This is a genomic window from Streptomyces sp. HNM0645, from assembly GCF_030056615.1.
GTDB lineage: Bacteria > Actinomycetota > Actinomycetes > Streptomycetales > Streptomycetaceae > Streptomyces > Streptomyces marianii.
In genome coordinates, this window is record NZ_JASHLT010000004.1 from 175,708 (window position 1) to 194,481 (window position 18,774).

The 18,774-nt window shown below is 71.3% G+C and carries 20 protein-coding genes; 11 read left to right on the top strand and 9 right to left on the bottom strand.

Features of this window, described 5'->3' with window-relative positions; genetic code table 11:
- The first annotated feature begins 9 nt into the window (after window positions 1-9).
- The 3 genes from QMZ92_RS04105 (at window position 10) to QMZ92_RS04120 (ending at window position 2,524) form a co-directional block, all read left to right on the top strand.
- Window positions 10-639, top strand: a complete 630-nt coding sequence (locus tag QMZ92_RS04105; RefSeq protein ID WP_283295840.1) for a GNAT family N-acetyltransferase — start codon at window positions 10-12, stop codon at window positions 637-639.
- A 452-nt stretch (window positions 640-1,091) separates the two neighbouring features.
- Window positions 1,092-1,676: a dihydrofolate reductase family protein gene (locus QMZ92_RS04110; RefSeq protein WP_283295841.1), complete on the top strand. Its 585-nt coding sequence runs from the start codon at window positions 1,092-1,094 to the stop codon at window positions 1,674-1,676.
- A gap of 401 nt (window positions 1,677-2,077) precedes the next feature.
- The gene (locus tag QMZ92_RS04120) at window positions 2,078-2,524 is read left to right on the top strand and encodes a DUF6304 family protein (RefSeq protein ID WP_283295843.1); all 447 of its coding nucleotides are present in this window, start codon (window positions 2,078-2,080) and stop codon (window positions 2,522-2,524) included.
- A gap of 116 nt (window positions 2,525-2,640) precedes the next feature.
- Here the strand turns inward: QMZ92_RS04120 and snpA are convergent, their stop codons facing one another.
- Window positions 2,641-3,315, bottom strand: a complete 675-nt coding sequence (snpA, locus tag QMZ92_RS04125; RefSeq protein WP_283295844.1) for a snapalysin — start codon at window positions 3,313-3,315, stop codon at window positions 2,641-2,643.
- A gap of 193 nt (window positions 3,316-3,508) precedes the next feature.
- On the opposite strand from snpA, the gene QMZ92_RS04130 reads away from it, so the two are divergent.
- Window positions 3,509-4,474 carry a LysR family transcriptional regulator gene (locus tag QMZ92_RS04130; protein ID WP_283295845.1) on the top strand — a complete coding sequence of 322 codons (966 nt, stop codon included), beginning with the start codon at window positions 3,509-3,511 and terminating at the stop codon, window positions 4,472-4,474.
- Window positions 4,475-4,941: 467 nt separating this feature from the next.
- Here the strand turns inward: QMZ92_RS04130 and sodN are convergent, their stop codons facing one another.
- Window positions 4,942-5,337, bottom strand: coding sequence for a superoxide dismutase, Ni (sodN, locus tag QMZ92_RS04135; RefSeq protein WP_093652587.1), 396 nt, complete (start codon window positions 5,335-5,337; stop codon window positions 4,942-4,944).
- A 150-nt stretch (window positions 5,338-5,487) separates the two neighbouring features.
- Here sodN and sodX point away from each other — a divergent pair, with 150 nt between their 5' ends.
- Window positions 5,488-5,907, top strand: a complete 420-nt coding sequence (sodX, locus tag QMZ92_RS04140) for a nickel-type superoxide dismutase maturation protease (protein WP_138053240.1) — start codon at window positions 5,488-5,490, stop codon at window positions 5,905-5,907.
- Here sodX and QMZ92_RS04145 read toward each other — a convergent pair.
- Window positions 5,811-6,440: a CGNR zinc finger domain-containing protein gene (locus QMZ92_RS04145; protein WP_283295846.1), complete on the bottom strand. Its 630-nt coding sequence runs from the start codon at window positions 6,438-6,440 to the stop codon at window positions 5,811-5,813. The two genes, sodX and QMZ92_RS04145, sit on opposite strands and share 97 nt — an antisense overlap.
- Window positions 6,441-6,531: 91 nt before the next feature.
- Between QMZ92_RS04145 and QMZ92_RS04150 the strand changes: the two genes are divergently transcribed.
- Window positions 6,532-7,299 (top strand): class I SAM-dependent methyltransferase, encoded by a 768-nt coding sequence (locus QMZ92_RS04150; protein WP_283295847.1) that lies wholly within the window; start codon window positions 6,532-6,534, stop codon window positions 7,297-7,299.
- An 81-nt stretch (window positions 7,300-7,380) separates the two neighbouring features.
- Here the strand turns inward: QMZ92_RS04150 and QMZ92_RS04155 are convergent, their stop codons facing one another.
- Genes QMZ92_RS04155 through QMZ92_RS04165 form a run of 3 tightly spaced genes read right to left on the bottom strand, consistent with a single transcriptional unit; the run spans window position 7,381 to window position 10,102 of the window.
- Window positions 7,381-8,142 (bottom strand): amino acid ABC transporter ATP-binding protein, encoded by a 762-nt coding sequence (locus tag QMZ92_RS04155; protein WP_283295848.1) that lies wholly within the window; start codon window positions 8,140-8,142, stop codon window positions 7,381-7,383.
- Window positions 8,139-9,083, bottom strand: a complete 945-nt coding sequence (locus QMZ92_RS04160) for an amino acid ABC transporter permease (protein WP_283295849.1) — start codon at window positions 9,081-9,083, stop codon at window positions 8,139-8,141. The genes QMZ92_RS04155 and QMZ92_RS04160 overlap by 4 nt, the downstream gene beginning before the upstream one ends.
- A gap of 47 nt (window positions 9,084-9,130) precedes the next feature.
- Entirely contained in the window at window positions 9,131-10,102 is a 972-nt protein-coding gene (locus tag QMZ92_RS04165; protein ID WP_283295850.1) for an ABC transporter substrate-binding protein, read from the bottom strand.
- Between the two features lie 554 nt (window positions 10,103-10,656).
- Between QMZ92_RS04165 and QMZ92_RS04170 the strand changes: the two genes are divergently transcribed.
- From QMZ92_RS04170 to QMZ92_RS04185, 4 genes are all read left to right on the top strand, one after another.
- Window positions 10,657-11,877: an NAD(P)-dependent malic enzyme gene (locus QMZ92_RS04170; RefSeq protein WP_283295851.1), complete on the top strand. Its 1,221-nt coding sequence runs from the start codon at window positions 10,657-10,659 to the stop codon at window positions 11,875-11,877.
- 412 nt (window positions 11,878-12,289) lie between these two features.
- Window positions 12,290-12,877: a phosphoesterase gene (locus tag QMZ92_RS04175; RefSeq protein WP_283295852.1), complete on the top strand. Its 588-nt coding sequence runs from the start codon at window positions 12,290-12,292 to the stop codon at window positions 12,875-12,877.
- Entirely contained in the window at window positions 12,874-14,442 is a 1,569-nt protein-coding gene (locus QMZ92_RS04180; RefSeq protein WP_283295853.1) for an alkaline phosphatase D family protein, read from the top strand. The genes QMZ92_RS04175 and QMZ92_RS04180 overlap by 4 nt, the downstream gene beginning before the upstream one ends.
- Before the next feature lie 103 nt (window positions 14,443-14,545).
- The gene (locus QMZ92_RS04185) at window positions 14,546-15,511 is read left to right on the top strand and encodes a zinc-binding dehydrogenase (RefSeq protein ID WP_283295854.1); all 966 of its coding nucleotides are present in this window, start codon (window positions 14,546-14,548) and stop codon (window positions 15,509-15,511) included.
- A gap of 177 nt (window positions 15,512-15,688) precedes the next feature.
- Here the strand turns inward: QMZ92_RS04185 and QMZ92_RS04190 are convergent, their stop codons facing one another.
- Window positions 15,689-16,639 (bottom strand): PadR family transcriptional regulator, encoded by a 951-nt coding sequence (locus QMZ92_RS04190; protein ID WP_283295855.1) that lies wholly within the window; start codon window positions 16,637-16,639, stop codon window positions 15,689-15,691.
- Window position 16,640: 1 nt separating this feature from the next.
- The gene (locus QMZ92_RS04195) at window positions 16,641-17,489 is read right to left on the bottom strand and encodes a DUF4097 family beta strand repeat-containing protein (protein WP_283295873.1); all 849 of its coding nucleotides are present in this window, start codon (window positions 17,487-17,489) and stop codon (window positions 16,641-16,643) included.
- Between the two features lie 140 nt (window positions 17,490-17,629).
- Here QMZ92_RS04195 and QMZ92_RS04200 point away from each other — a divergent pair, with 140 nt between their 5' ends.
- The gene (locus QMZ92_RS04200; RefSeq protein WP_283295856.1) at window positions 17,630-18,403 is read left to right on the top strand and encodes a hypothetical protein; all 774 of its coding nucleotides are present in this window, start codon (window positions 17,630-17,632) and stop codon (window positions 18,401-18,403) included.
- A gap of 24 nt (window positions 18,404-18,427) precedes the next feature.
- Here the strand turns inward: QMZ92_RS04200 and QMZ92_RS04205 are convergent, their stop codons facing one another.
- A complete protein-coding gene (locus QMZ92_RS04205; protein ID WP_018892073.1) occupies window positions 18,428-18,610 on the bottom strand; it encodes a DUF6104 family protein in 183 nt (60 codons plus the stop codon).
- Between the last annotated feature and the right edge of the window lie 164 nt (window positions 18,611-18,774).

Below are 18,774 nucleotides of genomic sequence, written 5' to 3' on the forward strand. Positions count from 1 at the left end.
GGCCCGGGCATGGGCGTACGGACACGGCAGGCGGGGGAGCGGGACCGTGGGACGGTGGTGCGGCTGCTCGACGAGGCGTTCATGCACGACCCGGTCAGCAGCTGGGTCTTCCCCGACGAGGCCCACCGCCGCCGGGTGCACGGGGTCTTCCTCGGGGTCTTCCTCGACATCGCCCTCGCCGAGGGGCGGGTCGACATGACCGAGGACGGAGCAGCCGCCGCGCTCTGGCTCCAGGTGCCCGCGGAGGCCCCCGAGGAGGAGGACGACACTCCCGCCCGGATGCGGGAGATCGCCGATCCCGGCAACGAGCGGGCCGAGCTCGTCGGCCGGCTGACCGGTGCCGTCCATCCGCAGGGCAGGGCGCACGAGTATCTGCTGCTGGTCGCCGTATCCCCGGAGCGGCAGGGCCAGGGGCTCGGCACGGCCCTGCTCGCGCCCGCCCTGGAGCGGTGCGACCGGGAGGGGCTGCCCGCCTACCTGGAGGCGAGCAGTGCCCGCAGCACCCGTCTCTACGAGCGGCTGGGTTTCGCTTTCACGGACCGCACCGTCCAGCTGCCCGACGGCCCGCTGATGTGGCCCATGTGGCGGGAGCCCGCCGCGCCGGGGCCCGAGGGCGCGAGGCGCTCCTCGGCTCCGTAGGCGTCGGGGCCGCGGCGCCACGCGGTACGGCACACCGTACGGCCGCGGCCGGCGGAGCCGGTCGCGGTGACCCGTAGCCCGGGGCGCGAACAGGAGGCCGGCTCGGCGCCGACCGCCGCCCCGGTGCCGAGCCCCGGTCGGCTCGGGCGGGAGGGCCGGGGGCGGAGGACGACCCCTCGCGGCTCCGGCACCGCGAGGCGGTCCCCCGCCCCCCTCGGCGTGCCGTTCGTGCGCCGGCACGCCGGCCGCTGCGTCCGCGGTGCACCGGTCGCGCCCCGAGGCGGGCCGGATCGCCTCGGAGGCATCGGCGCGCCGCGCCCTTCCGGAACCTCATCAACGCACCCTCCGTAAAAGGCACTTGTATAACCACTACGACTGGAGCACTATGAATGCAGTGGTTCGGGCCCCGATACCGGTCCGGCCCTCAGGCCCGACGAGAACAGAGGACCGGTTTGCGTAACCTCACCTACTTCATCGCCTGCTCCATCGACGGCTTCATCGGAGACCCGGGCGGCGACGCCTCGTCCATGTTCGGCTTCGTCGACGAGGACTACCTGGAGTTCCTGAAGTCGGAGTACCCCGAGACCATCCCCGTCCAGGGGCGAGAGGCGCTGGGCGTCCAGAACTCCCCGAACAGGCACTTCGACACCCTGGTCCAGGGCCGGGCCAGCTACCAGCTGGCACTCGACGCCGGGATCACCAGCCCCTACGCCCAACTGCGCGAGTACGTCGCCTCGCGCACGCTGGAGGAGTCGCCCGATGCGGGCGTCGAGATCATCGCCGACGACCTGGTCGGCAGGGTGCGCGCCCTCAAGGCCGAGGACCGCGGGCTCGGCATCTACCTCTGCGGCGGCTCGCAGGTCGCCGGCGAACTGCTCGACGAGATCGACGAACTGGTGATCAAGACCTATCCGCAGGTCTACGGCAGCGGTATGCCCATGTTCGGCGCCGGATTCGCCGTCACCGACTTCACCCTGGACTGGGTGCGCACCTTCGGCAACGGGGTGCTCGTACGGAAGTACCGCAGGAAGCGGTAGCCGCGTCGGCGGCGCGTCCACCTGGCCGCGCGAGCGCTGTCCGTCCTGGGTGTGCCGACCTATCCTGGAACCATGGGCAGCGAAGGACGTCGGACCGTCCGCCGCCCGCAGGACGAGTACACGTGTCCGACCTGCGGACAGCCTGTCGGTTCCGCCATCAGACGACGCAAGGTGCTCGGTGTGTTCGTCCCGGAGTGGGGCCCCGGCCCCTGTCACAACCCCGCGTGCGCGCGCAGTGCCGGGGACGCCTCCGGAGCGCGGCGCGAGCGGGGCGGGGAAGACGCGCAGAGGACGAACGAGGAGCCGGCGGCGGGCCCGTCCGGCTGACCTGAGCGGCGCAGAACCGTTCGAGTGCCGACCGGCTGTACAACACGGCCGGGCGGCCCGCTACAGTCCGCGCCATGTCAACGGAGTCGACGGACGTGTGGACCGGCTGGTACCGGGACCGCCGGGGTGCGGAGGCGATCGCGCTGGCGATCGCCCCGAGCGGGCACGGAGTGAGCACCCGCATCAGGGGAACCGAGTACGAAGGGCCGAGTTTCGCCGCCCTGGGCGCTGCGGAATCGGGCGAACGCCTCTCCGGCTGCGTCCTGGAATGGGACATGCCGCTGCCCGTCGTCCTGGACGGGGCGGCGGAGCAGGCCACGCTCAGCTGCCTGTTGACCCTCGGTGAGGCCGGGCCCGAGGGCAGGCCCGGCCGGGTGGATCTGAACCTCACCCTGCACCTCGGCGGGGCGGCGTACGAGTCCGGGGTGGCCGACGGCGACTTCGAGGAGGCGCTCGGGCGGATCAGGCGGCAGCTGCCGGAGGGCGCCGACCTCGGCCGGAAGCTGCTGGAGAGCGCCTGACGGCTCGTCGTCGCACTCGGCCGTCTCCGTCTCCTGACCCCGGTGGCACCGCCGGTGAGGCGAACGCCCCGTGCCCGGGCGGGAACCCGGGCACGGGGCGCCGTGGGGGGCGTGCGTCAGGAGACCCTGGCGAGGGCGGCAGCGAGGCCGTTCGCCCAGAGTTGGTTCACCCGGCTCCGCTCGGCCGCGTTGGGGTACGCGTTCTGGCAGGAGGTGCCGGGCCCGCCGCCCGACATCAGTTCGCTGCACGGACCGGAGTAGTGGTCGGGGAGCCCGAGCACGTGGCCGGTCTCGTGGGCGGTGACCCGGGTGGAGTTGTACTGCTGGTTCTGCCGGTAGTCGAGGAAGATGTAGCCGCGGCCGTGCCCGTCGGTGCTGGCGTACGAGCCGCGCGGATCGTTGCCCTCGTAGTACCGGAAGTCCGGGCTGGAGCCCTCCTGCAGCCGTACGTTCGACACGGAGCTGTTCCATATCCGCGTGCTGCTGGCTATCTGGGAGCGGAAGCTCGGTGCGCTGCTCGCGCTGTAGACGACGGTGACGGCCTGGGCGCCCGGGTTCTGGGCCCGCTTCTCGGCGACCGACTTCACCACCGCGTCGAAGAACGCCTTGGTCGCGCGGGCGTCCTCCGCGGAACCGTTGTACGCCGCGGCCCGGCCGGTGGGGACGGCGTGGCTCGCGGCGTCGGGAGCCGGGGCGGCGGTGGCGGGTGCGGCGGAGGCCAGGGCGGCGGCGAGGCCCAGACCGAGTGCGGCGGAGAGTAACGCCCGCGGGCGTCGCTCGGGGTGTCTCATGGGGGGTTCTCCTCATCCGAGTGGGGATCGGTGAGGAGAGTGTCGGGGAGCCCGCCCGCCGGGCGGATGATGCCAACTGGTGATAACACCGCGGCATCACGAGTACGACCAGCCCCAACTCCCGTATGCAGCAAGGAAATTGGAGCGACACGGGTGTCTGGTGTGGCGAGGGGTGCCGTCCTACTCTCGCAGTATGGAGCTGGAGGTGAGACACCTGCGCGTGCTGTGCGCGATCGCCGACACGGGCAGTCTGCACAAGGCAGCCCGCCGACTGGGCATGAGCCAGCCATCCCTGACGACCCAGCTCCGCCGGATCGAGAACGCCCTGGGCGGCGAGCTCTTCCTCAGGGAACGCACGGGCTGCCGGCCCACCCCGCTCGGCCGTGCCGTCCTCAGCCGGGCCCGCCCGCTGATCGCCGGGATGTCGGCGCTCGTGACGGAGACCCGGGCGGCGGTCGCCCGCGCGAACGACCCCCGGTTGCGCATCGGTTCCACGGCGAGCCGCGCCCTCGCGGGCTGGTTGAGACGGCTCAGACAGCGGCTGCCCGACGGCACGGACCTCTCCCTGCACATGAACGTCTCCGCCGGCACGCTGCTGCGCATGGTCGCCGCCGGGCACCTGGACGTGGCGTTCGTCCACGAGGTCGAAGGCTGCCCGCTGCTCGTGCCGGAAGGGCTCGAACGGCGGGTCCTCGTGGAGCGCGAACCGCAGTTCATCTCCATGGCCCGCGACCACCCGGCCGCCGCGGCCCCGGTGGTCGACCTCACCGACCTCGCCGAGGACCGCTGGATGGTGGACCCCACGGTCGACGGCGAGTGGGACGGGCTGCGCCGGGTCCTCGCCGCCGCGGGGATCGACCCGCAAGTGCTGCACGCCGACTACCACACCGCCACGTCCCTCATCGTGGTCGGCGAGGCGGTCGCCCCCTGCCAGCCCACCTCGGGCAGGCGCGACGACATGGCGATCCGCCCCCTGCGCGACGACCCGCTCGCGGTACGGCTGCTGCTCTACCGGCGCCCCGGTCCCGGTGCGGAGACCTTCGCCCTCGTGTACGCCGAACTCCTCGCCGCCTACCGGGAGGCGGCCCTCCGCTCCGCCCCGTACCGGCATTGGCTGCTGCGCAACAAGAGTCCGTTGCTGCAGACACCTGCGGCATGAACCCGCTCCGGCCGGCCTTCGGGGGCGCGGCCCGCCGGGGGAGCCCACAGGGACATGCAGCGCGGAGACGGGTGTCGCTGTGCCGGCCGGGGCGGATCGCGGCCGGTGCCGCCAAGCCCGAACCGGTCGCCACCCTCATCGCACGACCGTGGCGGTCCGCGACCCGATTCCCCGCCACGACGCGTGGCGGGGGCAGCTGACCGGGGTCAGCGGTACCGACCGCCCTCTTCGGGCCTCATCGCCCTTGTGCGGCCGGCGTCTGCGGCGCGGCGAACACGGCGGCGTGCCGCAGCCGGCGGTTCGCGCGTCCGCCGTCACCACGCTGGTGACCCGGGCACACCGGTGGCCGGGTGAAGAAGACCGCACCCGGGCCGCCATGGTCGCCGTGCTCGGCGGCCCGCGGTCCGGGTGCGGACAGGTAGGTAGCCAGACCCGTGAAAGTGCAGGTCAGGCTACCTAGGCTGAGATCAGGCCTTCTTCGTCTCCCAGAAGATGCGGTCGATCTCGGCGATGAGCTCCAGGGCCTTCTCGCCAGTCTTCGGGTCGGTCGAGGCCTTGGCCGCGGAGAGCGCCTTCAGGGTCTCGTTGACCAGCTGGTGCAGCTCCGGGTACTTCTCGAAGTGCGGGGGCTTGAAGTAGTCGCTCCAGAGCACCGACACGTGGTGCTTGGCGAGCTCCGCGCGCTGCTCCTTGATCACCGTGGCACGGGCCTGGAAGTGCGGGTCGTCGTTCGCGGCCATCTTCTCCTGCACGGCCTTGACGGACTCGGCCTCGATCCGGGCCTGGGCCGGGTCGTAGACGCCGCAGGGCAGGTCGCAGTGGGCGCTGACCTTCACCTTGGGGGCAAACAGGCGGGAGAGCATTGAGCTGTCCTTCCTCGTGATCGTCTTCTCAGGTGGGACATTACTCCGTGAGTGGCGCGTTTTCGCGAGTGCCCCCTGCGGCTTAGGTCAAAAGTCCAGGGTGACCATGGGACGTGTGGCGGAAGACACCGAGGGACCCGGAGGTGGCCGATGACGGAGCAGGGGCGGGAGCCGAGTGCGCCCTTCGGGGTCGCGGAGGTGGCCGGGCCCTCCATGCATCCCACGCTGGCGCACGGGGACCGGCTGCTGGTGCACTACGGGGCCGCCGTGCGACCCGGGGACGTGGCCGTGCTCCGGCATCCGCTTCAGCAGGACCTGCTGATCGTGAAGCGGGTGGTCGAGCGGCGCCGGGAGGGCTGGTGGGTGCTGGGCGACAACCCGTACGCGGAAGGGGACAGCCGGGTGTTCGGCACGGTGCCCGAGAGCCTGCTGCTGGGGCGGGTACGGGCGCGGTACCGGCCGCGCCCGCAAGGTCAGAGGTCGGGGTTCGGGCTACTGGCCTGGGCGTTCTCCGCAGTGCGGCCCGTACTCTCCGACCGCTCGGTCTCCAGGCGTTTGCGGGCGCGGTAGGCGGCGACGTTGGCGCGGGTGGCGCAGCGGTCCGAGCAGTAGCGGCGCGAGCGGTTGGTGGACGTGTCCAGGTAGGCGTTGCGGCAGGGCGTGGCCTGGCAGAGACCGAGCCGGTCGACGCCGTACTCGGTGAGATGGACGGCGAGTCCCATCGCGGCGATCGCGGCGTAGCCGGAGGTCGCGTTGGACGGGTGGTCGGCGAGGTGCATGTGCCAGCGGGGCCGTCCCTCGTCGTCCAGGAGGTCGTGGCCGGAGATCTGCGGGCTGACCGGGAACTCCAGGAGCAGTGAGTTGAGCAGGTCGACGGCCTGGGTCTGGTCGCCGGAGTCCGCTGCGGTGAAGACCGCGCGGAATCTGGCCCGTACCGACCGGAACCGGGTGACGTCCGCGTCAGTGGCCCGGCGTGCCATCTGGGAGGAGGGGTCGAAGAGTTCGCGGACGGCCTCCACCGACGTGAGCGTGTCCTTGGTGCGGGCCGGCTCCTCGGTGTTGACCAGGCGAACGGCGTAGTCCGAGTAAGAGGCCAGTTCCACTTGTAGTCCTTACGGATGAGGTCTAGTGTCGGCGACGGATGAGGTAAGTGATGCTCTGGATTCGAGGGTATTACGGATGGGAGGAGTGCGGATGACCGAGAGCGCGGCCGTCACCGGAACCGACTGGCGGGCCTGGCAGGAGAGCTGGGACCGCCAGCAGGAGTGGTACATGCCCGACCGCGAGGAGCGGTTCCGGGTGATGCTGGACATGGTCGAGGCCTTCGCGGGCCCCGAGCCGAGGGTCCTCGACCTCGCCTGCGGTACGGGAAGTATCACGGACAGGCTGCTCATGCGGTTCCCGAAGGCCGAGAGTGTCGGCGTCGACCTCGACCCCGCGCTGCTGACCATCGCCGAGGGGTACTTCGCCGGGGACCGGCGCGTCACCTTCGTCACCGCCGACCTCAAGGACCCGGGCTGGACCGCGGCCCTGCCGCACACCTCGTACGACGCCGTGCTGACCGCCACCGCGCTGCACTGGCTGCACGCCGAGCCGCTCGCCGCCCTCTACGGGCAGCTCGCCGACCTGGTCGTGGACGGCGGTGTCCTCATGAACGCCGACCACATGAAGGACGGGACCACCCCGCGCATCAACGCGGCCGAGCGCAGCCACCGGCATGCCGCGATGGACCGGGCAAGGGCCGCCGGGGCGCTCGACTGGGCCGACTGGTGGGCCCTGGCGGCCGCGGACCCCGTCCTTGCCGCGCCCACCGCCCGCCGCTTCGAGATCTACGGAGAGCACGCAGACGGCGACACCCCGTCCGCCCAGTGGCACGCCGACACCCTGCGGGCCGCCGGCTTCGCCGAGGCCCGGCCGGTGTGGGCGTCGCCCTCCGACGCGCTGGTGCTCGCGCTGAAGTGACCCGGCCCGGACGGACGAACGCCGGAGGCGGCAGGGCATGCCCTGCCGCCTCCGGCGTTCGGTACGACGGTCCACCGAGCTTTACAGCACCTTGGAGAGGAAGGCCTTGGTGCGGTCGTGCTGGGGGTTGGTGAGGACGTCGCGGGGATTGCCCGATTCGACGACGACGCCGCCGTCCATGAAGACGAGGTTGTCGCCGACTTCGCGGGCGAAGCCCATTTCGTGGGTGACGACGACCATGGTCATGCCGTCTTCGGCGAGGCCGCGCATGACGTCGAGGACGTCGCCGACCAGCTCGGGGTCGAGGGCCGAGGTGGGCTCGTCGAAGAGCATGAGCTTGGGTTCCATGGCCAGGGCCCGGGCGATGGCGACGCGCTGCTGCTGGCCGCCGGAGAGCTGGGAGGGGTAGTTCCCGGCCTTGTCACCGAGGCCGACGCGGTCCAGGAGCTTCAGGGCCCGCTCCCGGGCGACCGCCTTGGCCTCCCCCTTGACCTGGACCGGTGCCTCCATGACGTTCTCGACGGCGGTCATGTGCGGGAACAGGTTGAAGCGCTGGAACACCATGCCGATGTCACGGCGCTGGCGGGCGACCTCGTTGTCCTTGAGCTCGTAGAGCTTGTCGCCCTTCTGGCGGTAGCCGACGAGTTCGTCGTCGACGTACAGCCGTCCGGCGTTGATCTTCTCCAGATGGTTGATGCACCGGAGGAAGGTCGACTTGCCGGAGCCGGAGGGGCCGATGAGGCAGAACACCTCGCGCGGGGCGACCTCGAGGTCGATGCCCTTGAGGACTTCGATGTGGCCGTAGGACTTGTGGACGCCTTCGGCCTTGACCATGGCGGTCATGCCGCGACTCCCTTCGGGCGGCGCACCGAGAAGACGGTGGCCTTGATCTTCTGCAGGGGGGTGGGCGGCAGGCTGCGGCTGGAGCCTCGGGCGTAGTAGCGCTCGAGGTAGTACTGGCCGACGCTGAGGATCGAGGTCATGATCAGGTACCAGGCGGCGGCGAGGAAGAGCATTTCGACGGGGGCGCCGGAGGTCTGGCCGATGTCCTGGGCCTGGCGGAGGAGTTCGTAGTACTGGACCGCGGCCACCAGGGACGTGGTCTTGAGCATGTTGATGACCTCGTTGCCCGTGGGGGGCACGATGACGCGCATGGCCTGGGGGATGACGATGCGGCGCAGGGTCTTGCCGTGGCTCATGCCGAGGGCGTGGGAGGCCTCGGTCTGGCCTTCGTCGACGGCGAGGAGGCCGGCGCGGCAGATCTCGGCCATGTAGGCGGCTTCGTTGAGGCCCAGTCCCAGCAGTGCGGTGAGGAACGGGGTCATGAAGTCGGACCATTCGTCCTTGTAGAACGGTCCGAGGTTGATGAACTCGAAGACGAGGCCGAGGTTGAACCAGACGAAGAGCTGGACCAGGACCGGGGTGCCGCGGAAGAACCAGATGTAGAACCAGGCGATGGAGGAGGTCACCGGGTTCTTCGACAGGCGCATGACCGCGAGGAGGATGCCGCCGAGGATGCCGATGGCCATCGACAGGACGGTCAGGATCAGGGTCTGGCCGACGCCGTCGAGGATGCGCTGGTCGAAGAAGTAGTCGGGGACCGCGCCCCAGTTGATCTTGCCTTGGGAGAAGGCGTAGACGATCGCGACGAGCAGCGCGATCGCCACGACGGCGGAGACGTACCGGCCGTAGTGTCGCACCGGAATGGCCTTGATGGCCTCCGGTCCGGCCTTGGGTGTGGGCGGCGTGTCCTCCGGACCCGTCTTATCGATGTCGACAGTCACGTGGAGCCTTTCAGTGCTTCAGTGCCGAGGTCAGATCCCGACCGGGATCAGGAACCGCCGTTGATCTTGGCCTCGGTCACCGCGCCGGCCTGGACACCCCACTTGGCGATGATCTTCTCGTACTCGCCGTTCTTGATGATGGCGTCCAGTGCGGCCTGGAGCGCGTCGCGCAGCTCCGTGTTGCTCTTGGCCACCGCGATGCCGTACGGGGCCGCCTCGACCTGCTCGCCCACGATCTGGAAGTCGTTGCCACCACCGGAGGTCTTCACGGCGTAGGCGGCGACGGGGAAGTCCGAGGAACCGGCGTCGGCGCCGCCGGCGCGCAGACGGGTCTGGGCCTGCTGGTCGTTGTCGAAGGCCTCGATCGTGATCTTGCCCTTCTTGGCCTTCACACACTTGTTGTTCTCGGCCTTGGCGAGGTCCTCGGAGACCGTGCCGCGCTGCACCACGATCTTCTTGCCGCACAGGTCCGACCAGGTCTTGATGCCCTTGTCGTCGCCCTTCTTGGTGTAGATCGAGACACCGGCGGTGAAGTAGTCGACGAAGTCGACGCCCTCGCCGACCTTCTTGCCGGTCTCGGAGTCCACGCCCTCCTGGCGGTCCTTCGTGTCCGTCATCGCCGACATGGCCATGTCGTAGCGCTTCGAGCGCAGACCCGTGATCAGGGTGTCGAAGGTGCCGTTCTCGAACTCGAACTTCACGCCGAGCTGCTTGCCCAGGGCGTCGGCGATGTCGGGGTCGATGCCGACGACCTTGCCGGAACCGTCCTTGAACTCCACCGGCGGGTAGGCGATGTCCGAACCGACCTTGACGACACCCTTGTCCCGGATCGACTGCGGCAGCTTGTCCGCCAGCGGCGCCGCGGAGGTGGCCGCGCCGTCCTTCTCCTTGGTGCCCGATCCCGAGTTCGTCTGGTCACCGCAGGAGGTGAGCAGCAGGGCACCGGCGACCGCGATCGCGCTCACCGCGGCGATCCTGGACTTGGCGGCGGTCGAGCGGCGGGTGGTGCTTGCGGTCATGATCGTGGCCCTCCGGGCAGGTGTGGGTTTGCCAGGCGTCGTGCACTCGTCTTCGAGTGTCGACCTTGTGTGTTTCCGGCATCTTGCCATTCGGACTAGCCCATACAGTGGGCTACGCATGTCAAAATCGGATAACGGGTGACCCCCGAAGCGCTACGGGCCGGTACATCAGGGCCCCACCAGCCGCATCATCTGCGGCGATTCCTTCTTCCGGCCGGAAGATCTTCGGATCGTCTCGGGATGCGGACGGCATTCATCGTGCTTTTCGCCAAGTGTTCCTGTCTTGTCAGCATATGTCGCTATGAGTCAGGTCACTGGGAGATCGTGGACGGGCCAATGGGCTCGTCTCCGGTGCCGTCCGTCCGGTAAGAAGGATCCTTACACCCCTCATCCGGGGCTCAGGGCGCGTTGTGCGGCGCGCCCGCGCGTACGTACCTCCCCCCGTCGGGGCGGGCCAACCACCCAGGACAGGGAACGGACGCGGTGCCAGCCCACCCCTCCTCAACCAGGAGTGGCAACCCTCAACTGATGAAGACTTAAGGGGTCAAACGAACATGGCAGCGGAGATCGTCAATCCCGGCAGCGCCAGCGGGACGGAGAGTGCACCCGGGGACTCCGGGGAACCCTTCGATCCGGCCTTCGCGCTGCACCGCGGCGGCAAGATGGCAGTCCAGGCCACAGTGCCCGTCCGGAACAAGGACGACCTGTCCCTCGCGTACACACCCGGTGTCGCCAAGGTGTGCACCGCGATCGCCGAGAAGCCGGAGCTCGTCCACGACTACACCTGGAAATCGCAGGTGGTCGCGGTCGTCACCGACGGTACGGCGGTCCTCGGGCTCGGTGACATCGGACCGGAGGCCTCGCTCCCCGTGATGGAGGGCAAGGCGATCCTCTTCAAGCAGTTCGGCGGCGTCGACGCCGTTCCGATCGCCCTCGCGACCACGGACACCGACGAGATCGTGGACACGGTCGTCCGGCTGGCGCCGTCCTTCGGCGGAGTGAACCTGGAGGACATCTCGGCGCCGCGGTGCTTCGAGATCGAGCGCAGGCTCCAGGAGCGGCTCGACATCCCGGTCTTCCACGACGACCAGCACGGTACCGCCGTGGTCACCCTCGCGGCCCTGCGCAACGCGGCCAGACTGACCGGCCGCGGCCTGGGCGACCTGCGCGCAGTGATCTCGGGAGCGGGCGCGGCCGGCGTGGCCATCGCCAAGTTCCTCCTCGAAGCGGGGCTCGGAGACGTGGCGGTGGCCGACCGCAAGGGGATCGTCAGCCGTGACCGCGACGACCTGACCCCGGTCAAGCGGGAACTCGCCGAGATCACGAACCGGGCCGGACTCAGCGGCTCGCTGGAGACGGCGCTGGCCGGAGCGGACGTCTTCATCGGCGTGTCCGGCGGCACCGTGCCGGAGCCGGCGGTCGCCTCGATGGCGCCGGGAGCCTTCGTCTTCGCGATGGCCAACCCGAACCCCGAGGTCCACCCGGACGTGGCGCACAAGTACGCCTCCGTCGTGGCCACCGGCCGCAGCGACTACCCCAACCAGATCAACAACGTCCTCGCCTTCCCGGGCATCTTCGCCGGCGCGCTGCAGGTGCGGGCCTCGCGGATCACCGAGGGCATGAAGATCGCGGCGGCGAACGCGCTGGCCGACGTGGTGGGCGACGCGCTCGCCCCCGACTACGTCATCCCCTCGCCGTTCGACGAGCGGGTCGCCCCGGCGGTCACCGCCGCCGTGGCGGCGGCGGCGCGAGCCGAGGGCGTGGCCCGACGCTGACGACGCTGGTCGGGGGCTGAGGCCCCCGAACCCCTCCCTCCACGGCCCCGGACGCGCTGGACGCGTCCGGGGCCGTGGCGTGTCGGGGCCCGTGCGTGCGGGAGGCGTTGTCGGGGCTCGTGCGCGCCCGTGTGCCCGTGTGCCCGTGTGCCCGTGTCCGCGGGGCCTGCGCGGACGGCGGGGCGTACCGGCCCGGCGCCCGGGCCTCGCGGGCCGTCCGGACGGATCGGCGCCGGTACGACCGACGGGGCGCAGGGGCCGCCTGGACGTACGGCCGGCTCCCCCGTGCGCCCCACCCGCCCGCACTCCGCAACCCGCCTGCCGCCGGGACCCGTGTGTTACCCACGCCGTCTTCCGGGGTTCACCGCCGACTGCTGGGATGCGCACGCCGAATGGAGCAGGGGAGGCGTGAGTGAATCTCATAGTGAACGGTGACGCCGAGAGCGGGCCGGGAGGGTCCGCGGATCCGGTGGCGGACGTGAACGGCTGGGACGTGTGGGAAGGGGCTCCGGCACTCGTCGCGTACAGCCTCGGGGGCGGTTACCCGACGGCGTCCGACCCCGGTCCCGCCGCCCGTGGCAGCCGGTTCTTCTCCGGCGGAAACAGCCCGCGCACCACGCTCGTACAGGACGTCGCACTGCCCGCGCACGGCCGCACCGGGCGGCAGGCCGTCGACGCCGGTCGCGTCCGCTACACGCTGGCCGGGTGGCTCGGCGGGTACGCGGCGCAGGAGGACGGCGCCCGGCTGTCCGTGGAGTTCCGGGACGGCAGGGGCACGCCCGTCGCCCTGTCGGTGCTCGGCCCCGTGACGGCGGCCGAGCGGCGGTCCCGCACCGCGCTGCTGGAGCGCACGGCGTCAGCAGCGGTCCCGCCCGGCGCCCGCAGCGCGAGGGTGCTGCTGGTCTTCACCCGCAGCGGCGGCACCTCGAACGACGGTTACGCCGACGCCGTCTCGCTCACCCTGACCGCCATCGCGAAGCCTTCCGGGGGGCACCAGTGACCAGGCTCAACCGTCGTGATCTGCTCAAGGCCGCCGGAGCCGCCGGTGCCCTGAACCTGGTCTGGCCGCTGAGTGCCGGGCTCACGCCGGCCCAGGCACGCGAGGCGGCGGAGGCGCTCGGCGCGGACTACGACCCCGCGCCGTTCACCCTCGGTGTCGCCTCCGGCGACCCGCAGACCGGCAGCGTCCTGCTGTGGACCCGGCTCGCCCCGGAGCCGCTGGCGGCCGAGCAGCGGCTGCCCGAGGTCGTGGAGGTCGACTGGGTCGTCGCCACCGACCCGGCCCTGCGGCGGGTCGTCGCCCGGGGTACGGCCCCCGCCTCCGCGACCCTGGGACACAGCATCCACGTCCCCGTCTCCGGGCTCCGCCCGGGCACCCGCTACTGGTACTCCTTCACTGCACTCGGCCGGACCAGCCGCACCGGCCGCACCAGGACGGCGCCCTCCGGGCACGTCGCCTCCGTCCGCTTCGCCGCCGCCAACTGCCAGGCGTTCCACGACGGCTTCTACGCCGCCCACCGCGGGATCGCCCGTGAGGACGTGGACTTCGTCGTTCATCTGGGCGACTACATCTACGAGCACGGGCAGGTAGGCGGCGTGCCGGCCGACCACGTCCGCGACCACGAGGGCGGCGAGATCCTCACCGTCGCCGACTACCGCCGCCGGCACGCCCTCTACAAGGGCGACCGCTCCCTGCGCGAGGCCCACGCCGCCCACCCCTGGTTCCTCACCTGGGACGACCACGAGGTCGTCAACGACTACTCGGGCACCGGTGGCGGCGCTCCGTTCATGAAGCGCCGCGCGGCCGCGTACCAGGCCTGGTACGAGAACATGCCGCACCGCGACGCCGGAGCCCCCGCACTGCCCGACCCCGAGATCCACCGCAGCCGCCGCTGGGGCGACCTGCTGGAGCTGACGGTTCTCGACCTGCGTTCCCACCGGTCCGCGCAGAACCTGCCCGACGGCACCATCCTCGGCACCCGGCAGAAGTCCTGGCTGAAGCGGAACGTCGACCGGGCGCCGGACACCTGGCACGTCTGGGCCAATTCGATCATGCTGAGCCAGCTCCGCGGCCGCCCCGGCGGTTCGTACATGTTCACCGACCAGTGGGACGGGTTCCTCGCCGAGCGCAAGGAGGTCCTGAGCCATGTGCACGGCAGCGGCCTGAAGGACCTCGTCGTGATCACCGGCGACTGGCACTCCGCCTTCGTCGACGACATCCGGCCCGACTTCGACGACACCTCCTCGCCGGTGGTTGGCACGGAGTTCACGGCCCACTCCGTCACCTCGGGGGCGTACTCGGCGGACTGGAACAAGGCCAACGGCCCGCTGATGGGCGCGGCCAACCCGCATCTGAAGTACTTCGAGGGCAACCGCTACGGCTACGACGTCTACGAGGTCACGCCGCGCCGTTTCAGCGCCCACATGCGGGTGATCGCCGACCGCCGGGACCCGGTCTCGCCCGTCACCACCCTGACCACCTTCCACGTGGACCGCGGGAGGGCGGGCTCGTACGAGGACCCGGCGACGAAGCACTCTCCCGCCCAGTGGCGGAGGGAGCAGTAGGGCGAGAGCCGGAGGGTTCCTCCGGGCCCGGGGACCTCCCAGGGACGTGTGTCACACCGGTGCGCGGTTCCGCCGCGCACCGGCCCGCCCTACGCTCAAGGTCATGTTCGCCGCATACGCCGCCCGCATCGACCGCGACCAGCCGCTGAACGGCCTGGAGCTGGGTGACCGCCCGGCCCCCGAGGCCCGCCCCGGCTGGACCACCATCAACGTCAAGGCCGCCTCCCTCAACCACCACGACCTGTGGTCGCTGCGCGGTGTGGGCCTCGCCGAGGACAGGCTCCCGATGATCCTCGGCTGCGACGCCGCCGGCGTCGACGCGGACGGGAACGAGGTGGTGCTCCACTCGGTCATCGGCCAGAGCGGCCACGGCGTCGGCCCGGACGAGCCGCGCTCCATCCTCACCGAGAGGTACCAGGGCACCTTCGCCGAGCAGGTCGCCGTTCCGAGTTGGAACGTCCTGCGCAAGCCGAAGGAGCTGTCCTTCGAGGAGGCCGCGTGCCTGCCGACCGCCTGGCTCACCGCCTACCGCATGCTCTTCACCAACGCCGGGGTCCGGCCGGGTGATTCGGTGCTCGTCCAGGGTGCCGGCGGTGGTGTCGCCACCGCCGCTGTCGTGCTCGGCAAGGCGGCCGGGCTGCGCGTCTTCGCCACGAGCCGCGACGAGGCCAAGCGCAAGCGCGCCGTCGACCTGGGCGCGGTCGACGCGTTCGAGCCGGGCGCCCGGCTGCCGCACCGTGTCGACGCGGTGATCGAAACCGTCGGCGCCGCCACCTGGTCGCACTCGGTCAAGTCGCTCCGCCCCGGTGGCACTCTGGTCATCTCCGGTGCGACGAGCGGTGACCGGCCCTCGCACGCCGAGCTGACCAGGATCTTCTTCCTGGAGCTCAAGGTCGTCGGTTCCACGATGGGCACCAAGGACGAGCTGGAGGACCTGCTCTCCTTCTGCGCCGCGACGGGTGTGCGACCGGTGATCGACGAGGTGCTTCCGCTGGACCGGGCACGTGAGGGCTTCGAGAGGATGGCCTCCGGAGAGCTCTTCGGCAAGATCGTCCTGACCAACTCTTGATGGTTCGTCAGTTCTGCTGACGGGATCTCCGGCACCCCGATCCGCGCCGTGCCGGAGGTCCCCGTGCGCCGCCCGCTTCGGGGCGCGCCGGCCCCGCGTCCGGCGGACGACGCAGCCCGAACCGGTGCGCGCGCCGTGCCGGGGCCACGTGCGAGCCGGTGTGGCGCAGCGCGGCGCTCAGCCGCCCCCGCGCAGCAGCGCCGAGATGTGCGCGGCCGCGGTCGACAAGTGGCGTCGGGCCTCCGCGAGTTGGGAGGGCGTCACCCCGTGGTCGCGCGCGGCGTCGCGGACGTCGTCGCGGAATTGGTCCAGGAGGCGTTCGAGGTCGCGCACGGGGTCGCCGGAGTCCGCCGTGTCCTTCGCCCAGTCGGGGCCCGCGCCGGCCGGGTCCGGCTTGACGTACGGTGGCCACGCCGTGCCCCGGGCGGCCAGTCCGCCCAGCTGCGCGGTGAGTTCGGACAGACCCTCCCGTACGCCCGTCGGCCAGTCGCCGCGGGCGAAGTGCCCCTGGACCTGGTCCTGGACCTGGCGCGCGATCCGCTGGACCTCGTCCCGAGCCCGGTCCTGCGCCTCCTTCGCCTGCCGGCGTGCGGTCTGCGCCTCCTCGCGGGCCCGGCGGGACTCGTCCTTCGCCCGGCGCGCCTGCTCCTTCCACTCCTGCTTGGCGCGGCGCAGTTCCTCCTTCGTCGCCTGCCAGGCGTCGTCGGCACCCGCACTCGCGCCGCCCGGCCCGGTGGCACTCCGGCTCTCCGTCGCCGCCGCGCGCATCTCGCTGCGCAGCTTGCCCGCCGCGCCGCGGACGTCGTCGCGGATCTCCGCGGCCAGTTCGGAGACGGACTCGCGGATCTCGAGTTCGAGGTCGGCCAGTTCCCCGCTGCGGCCCGCGAGTTCCTCGCGTCCGGCGTCGGTGATCGAGTACACCTTGCGCCCGCCCTCGGTGGCGTGGGTGACCAGGCCCTCCGCCTCGAGTTTGGCCAGCCGCGGGTACACGGTGCCGGCGGACGGCGCGTAGAGCCCCTGGAAGCGTTCCTCCAGCAGCCGGATGATCTCGTACCCGTGGCGCGGGGCCTCGTCGAGGAGCTTCAGCAGATACAGGCGGAGCCGGCCGTGGGCGAATACGGGGGGCATGTCAGAGGGCCTTTCCTGTCTCGTCCTCGAACGGTTCGTCCGCCTGGGGCGGGCGGCGCAGGAGGGCGATCGACCCGGACACGGTGGTGGCCCGCAGGGAACCGTTCCCCGCGCCGAGCGTGCCGGTGATCTTCTTGGCGCCCCATTGTCCGCTGACGCGCAGGCCGTCGAAGGCGTTCGAGACCGCGCCGCTCGCGGTGTTGGCCTGGACGCGGGCGTCCGCGGGGTGCGGCAGCCGGATGGCGACCTCGCCGGAGACGCTGGTGAGGCGGATGTCCGTCGGCGTCCCGTCGAGGTCGATCGCCATGTCGCCGCTGACGGAGTCGGCCCGTACGGACGAGCCCGCGCCCTCGATCACGGTCAGCTCGCCGGAGACGGATTGGAAGCGCAGGTCGCCGGTGACGGCCTGGGCCTCCAGGCTGCCGGAGACGGTCTCGGCCCGGACGGTGCCGGACAGTCCCACGAGCGTCGTGTCCCCGCTGACGCCCCGCACGTCCGTGCGCCCGCGGATGCCGGAGACGACCGCTCCCGCACCCACGACGCCGACCTCGACGGCCGCGTCGGCGGGGACGGTGAGGGACACCACCGCGTGGCGGTGCCACTCCTTGCGGTCGAGCAGCTTGAGGAAGCCCTTCCAAGGCACGTCGTCGTAGCCGACCGAGACGGTGGAGCCGGTCCTCGTCACCACCAGCGGTGGGCCCTCGATCCCGGAGACCTCCAGCCGGGCGGAACCCTCGTCGGTGCCGACGACGTTCACCGCCCCGTTGACGATGCGCACGTTGAGGGACGTCACGGGCTCGTCGAAGGTGAGCTTCGTCGGCTCGGCGACTTCCCACGTCGAGTCGGGCATGGTGCTGACCTCCCGGGCCTGCGTGGAACGCAACATATCGCGTCTTCTGAGTAACACGATATATCGCGGCCATCGGAAGTCAAGGGGCGTCCGTGGGGCAGTGGCGACGAATGCGGGCAAAGTGCCCTAGTGTAAGGCGTATGGACGCCGCTTCCGCGGGAGTTCTACTGCTCTGCCGGGCCGGGTGCGACGTCATCCGGCCGTCGGTTTCGCTGCTGCGGGAGCCGTTCCTCCTCGCTTCGGCCGGCCGGGGCTGGAGCGTGCTCGTACCGGACCTGCAGCCGTGGCCGAGCGGTGCGGAACCCGTCGACCGGGTGCTCTCGGGCTGGGCCACTGCCCTCGCCGTCGCCACCAACCACCCCGTGCTCGCCCTCTGGTGGGACGCGGACCGCGCCGGCTTCGCACTCGCCACCGGGTTCCGCCGCCCCGTCGGCTACGTCTGGCTCGCGGACGGCACACCGGCGGGGGAGGACGAGGCGATCCACACCTTCGCGGCCCGGCTCGGACTCGACCCCGTCCAGGACCTGCGGGCCCTGGAAGGGCTGACCCGGCTCGCCCCCGACACCGACGCCCGCGCCCGGCTGCTCGGACTCACCGCCGTCCTGTCCCGTGCCGGTCTCACCCTGCCGGAGGGCGTGGCACCGGGCGCGGAACCCGGCGGCGTCCGGACCGCGGCCCGCGACGCGGCCGAACGGGAAGAGGCCGAACGGGGCAAGGGGCGCGGACACACCGTCCACGCTCTCCGGCACCGGCCGCCGGGCTCCGGGATCCCGGCCGTCGTGCAGATCGCCGCGGGCTTTCCGCTGACCGTCTGGGGACTCGCCCGCCGAAGCGCGGGGTGGACGGTCGCCGGCGCGGTCCTGCTCGCCCACGGCGCCCTGGCGCCGGCCCGCGACCGCAGGCCGGCGCGGTGACGCCCCGGACCGTCACCGCCCCCGCTACTCCTCGTCGTCCTCGTCGTCGAGGCGCGCCAGCCAGGTGGCCAGCCGCTCGACCGGCACCTCGAAGTCCGGGTTGAGATCGACGAACGTGCGCAGCTGCTCGGCGAGCCACTCGAAGGTGATCTCCTCCTCGCCGCGCCGCTTCTCCAGCTCCTCGATGCCACGGTCGGTGAAGTACATGGCCACCAGCCTAGATGAGTGAGTCCGATGTGTGTGCTGGTCGCAACCATGGCGAAGGGCGCCCGTTGGTCAGTGTGTGAAGACAAACCTGGACGCCCTTCTGGCGGCACTGTACGTGTTCATCGACGACCATGTGGCGCCTTGTCGCCGGATCGGGCGACCCC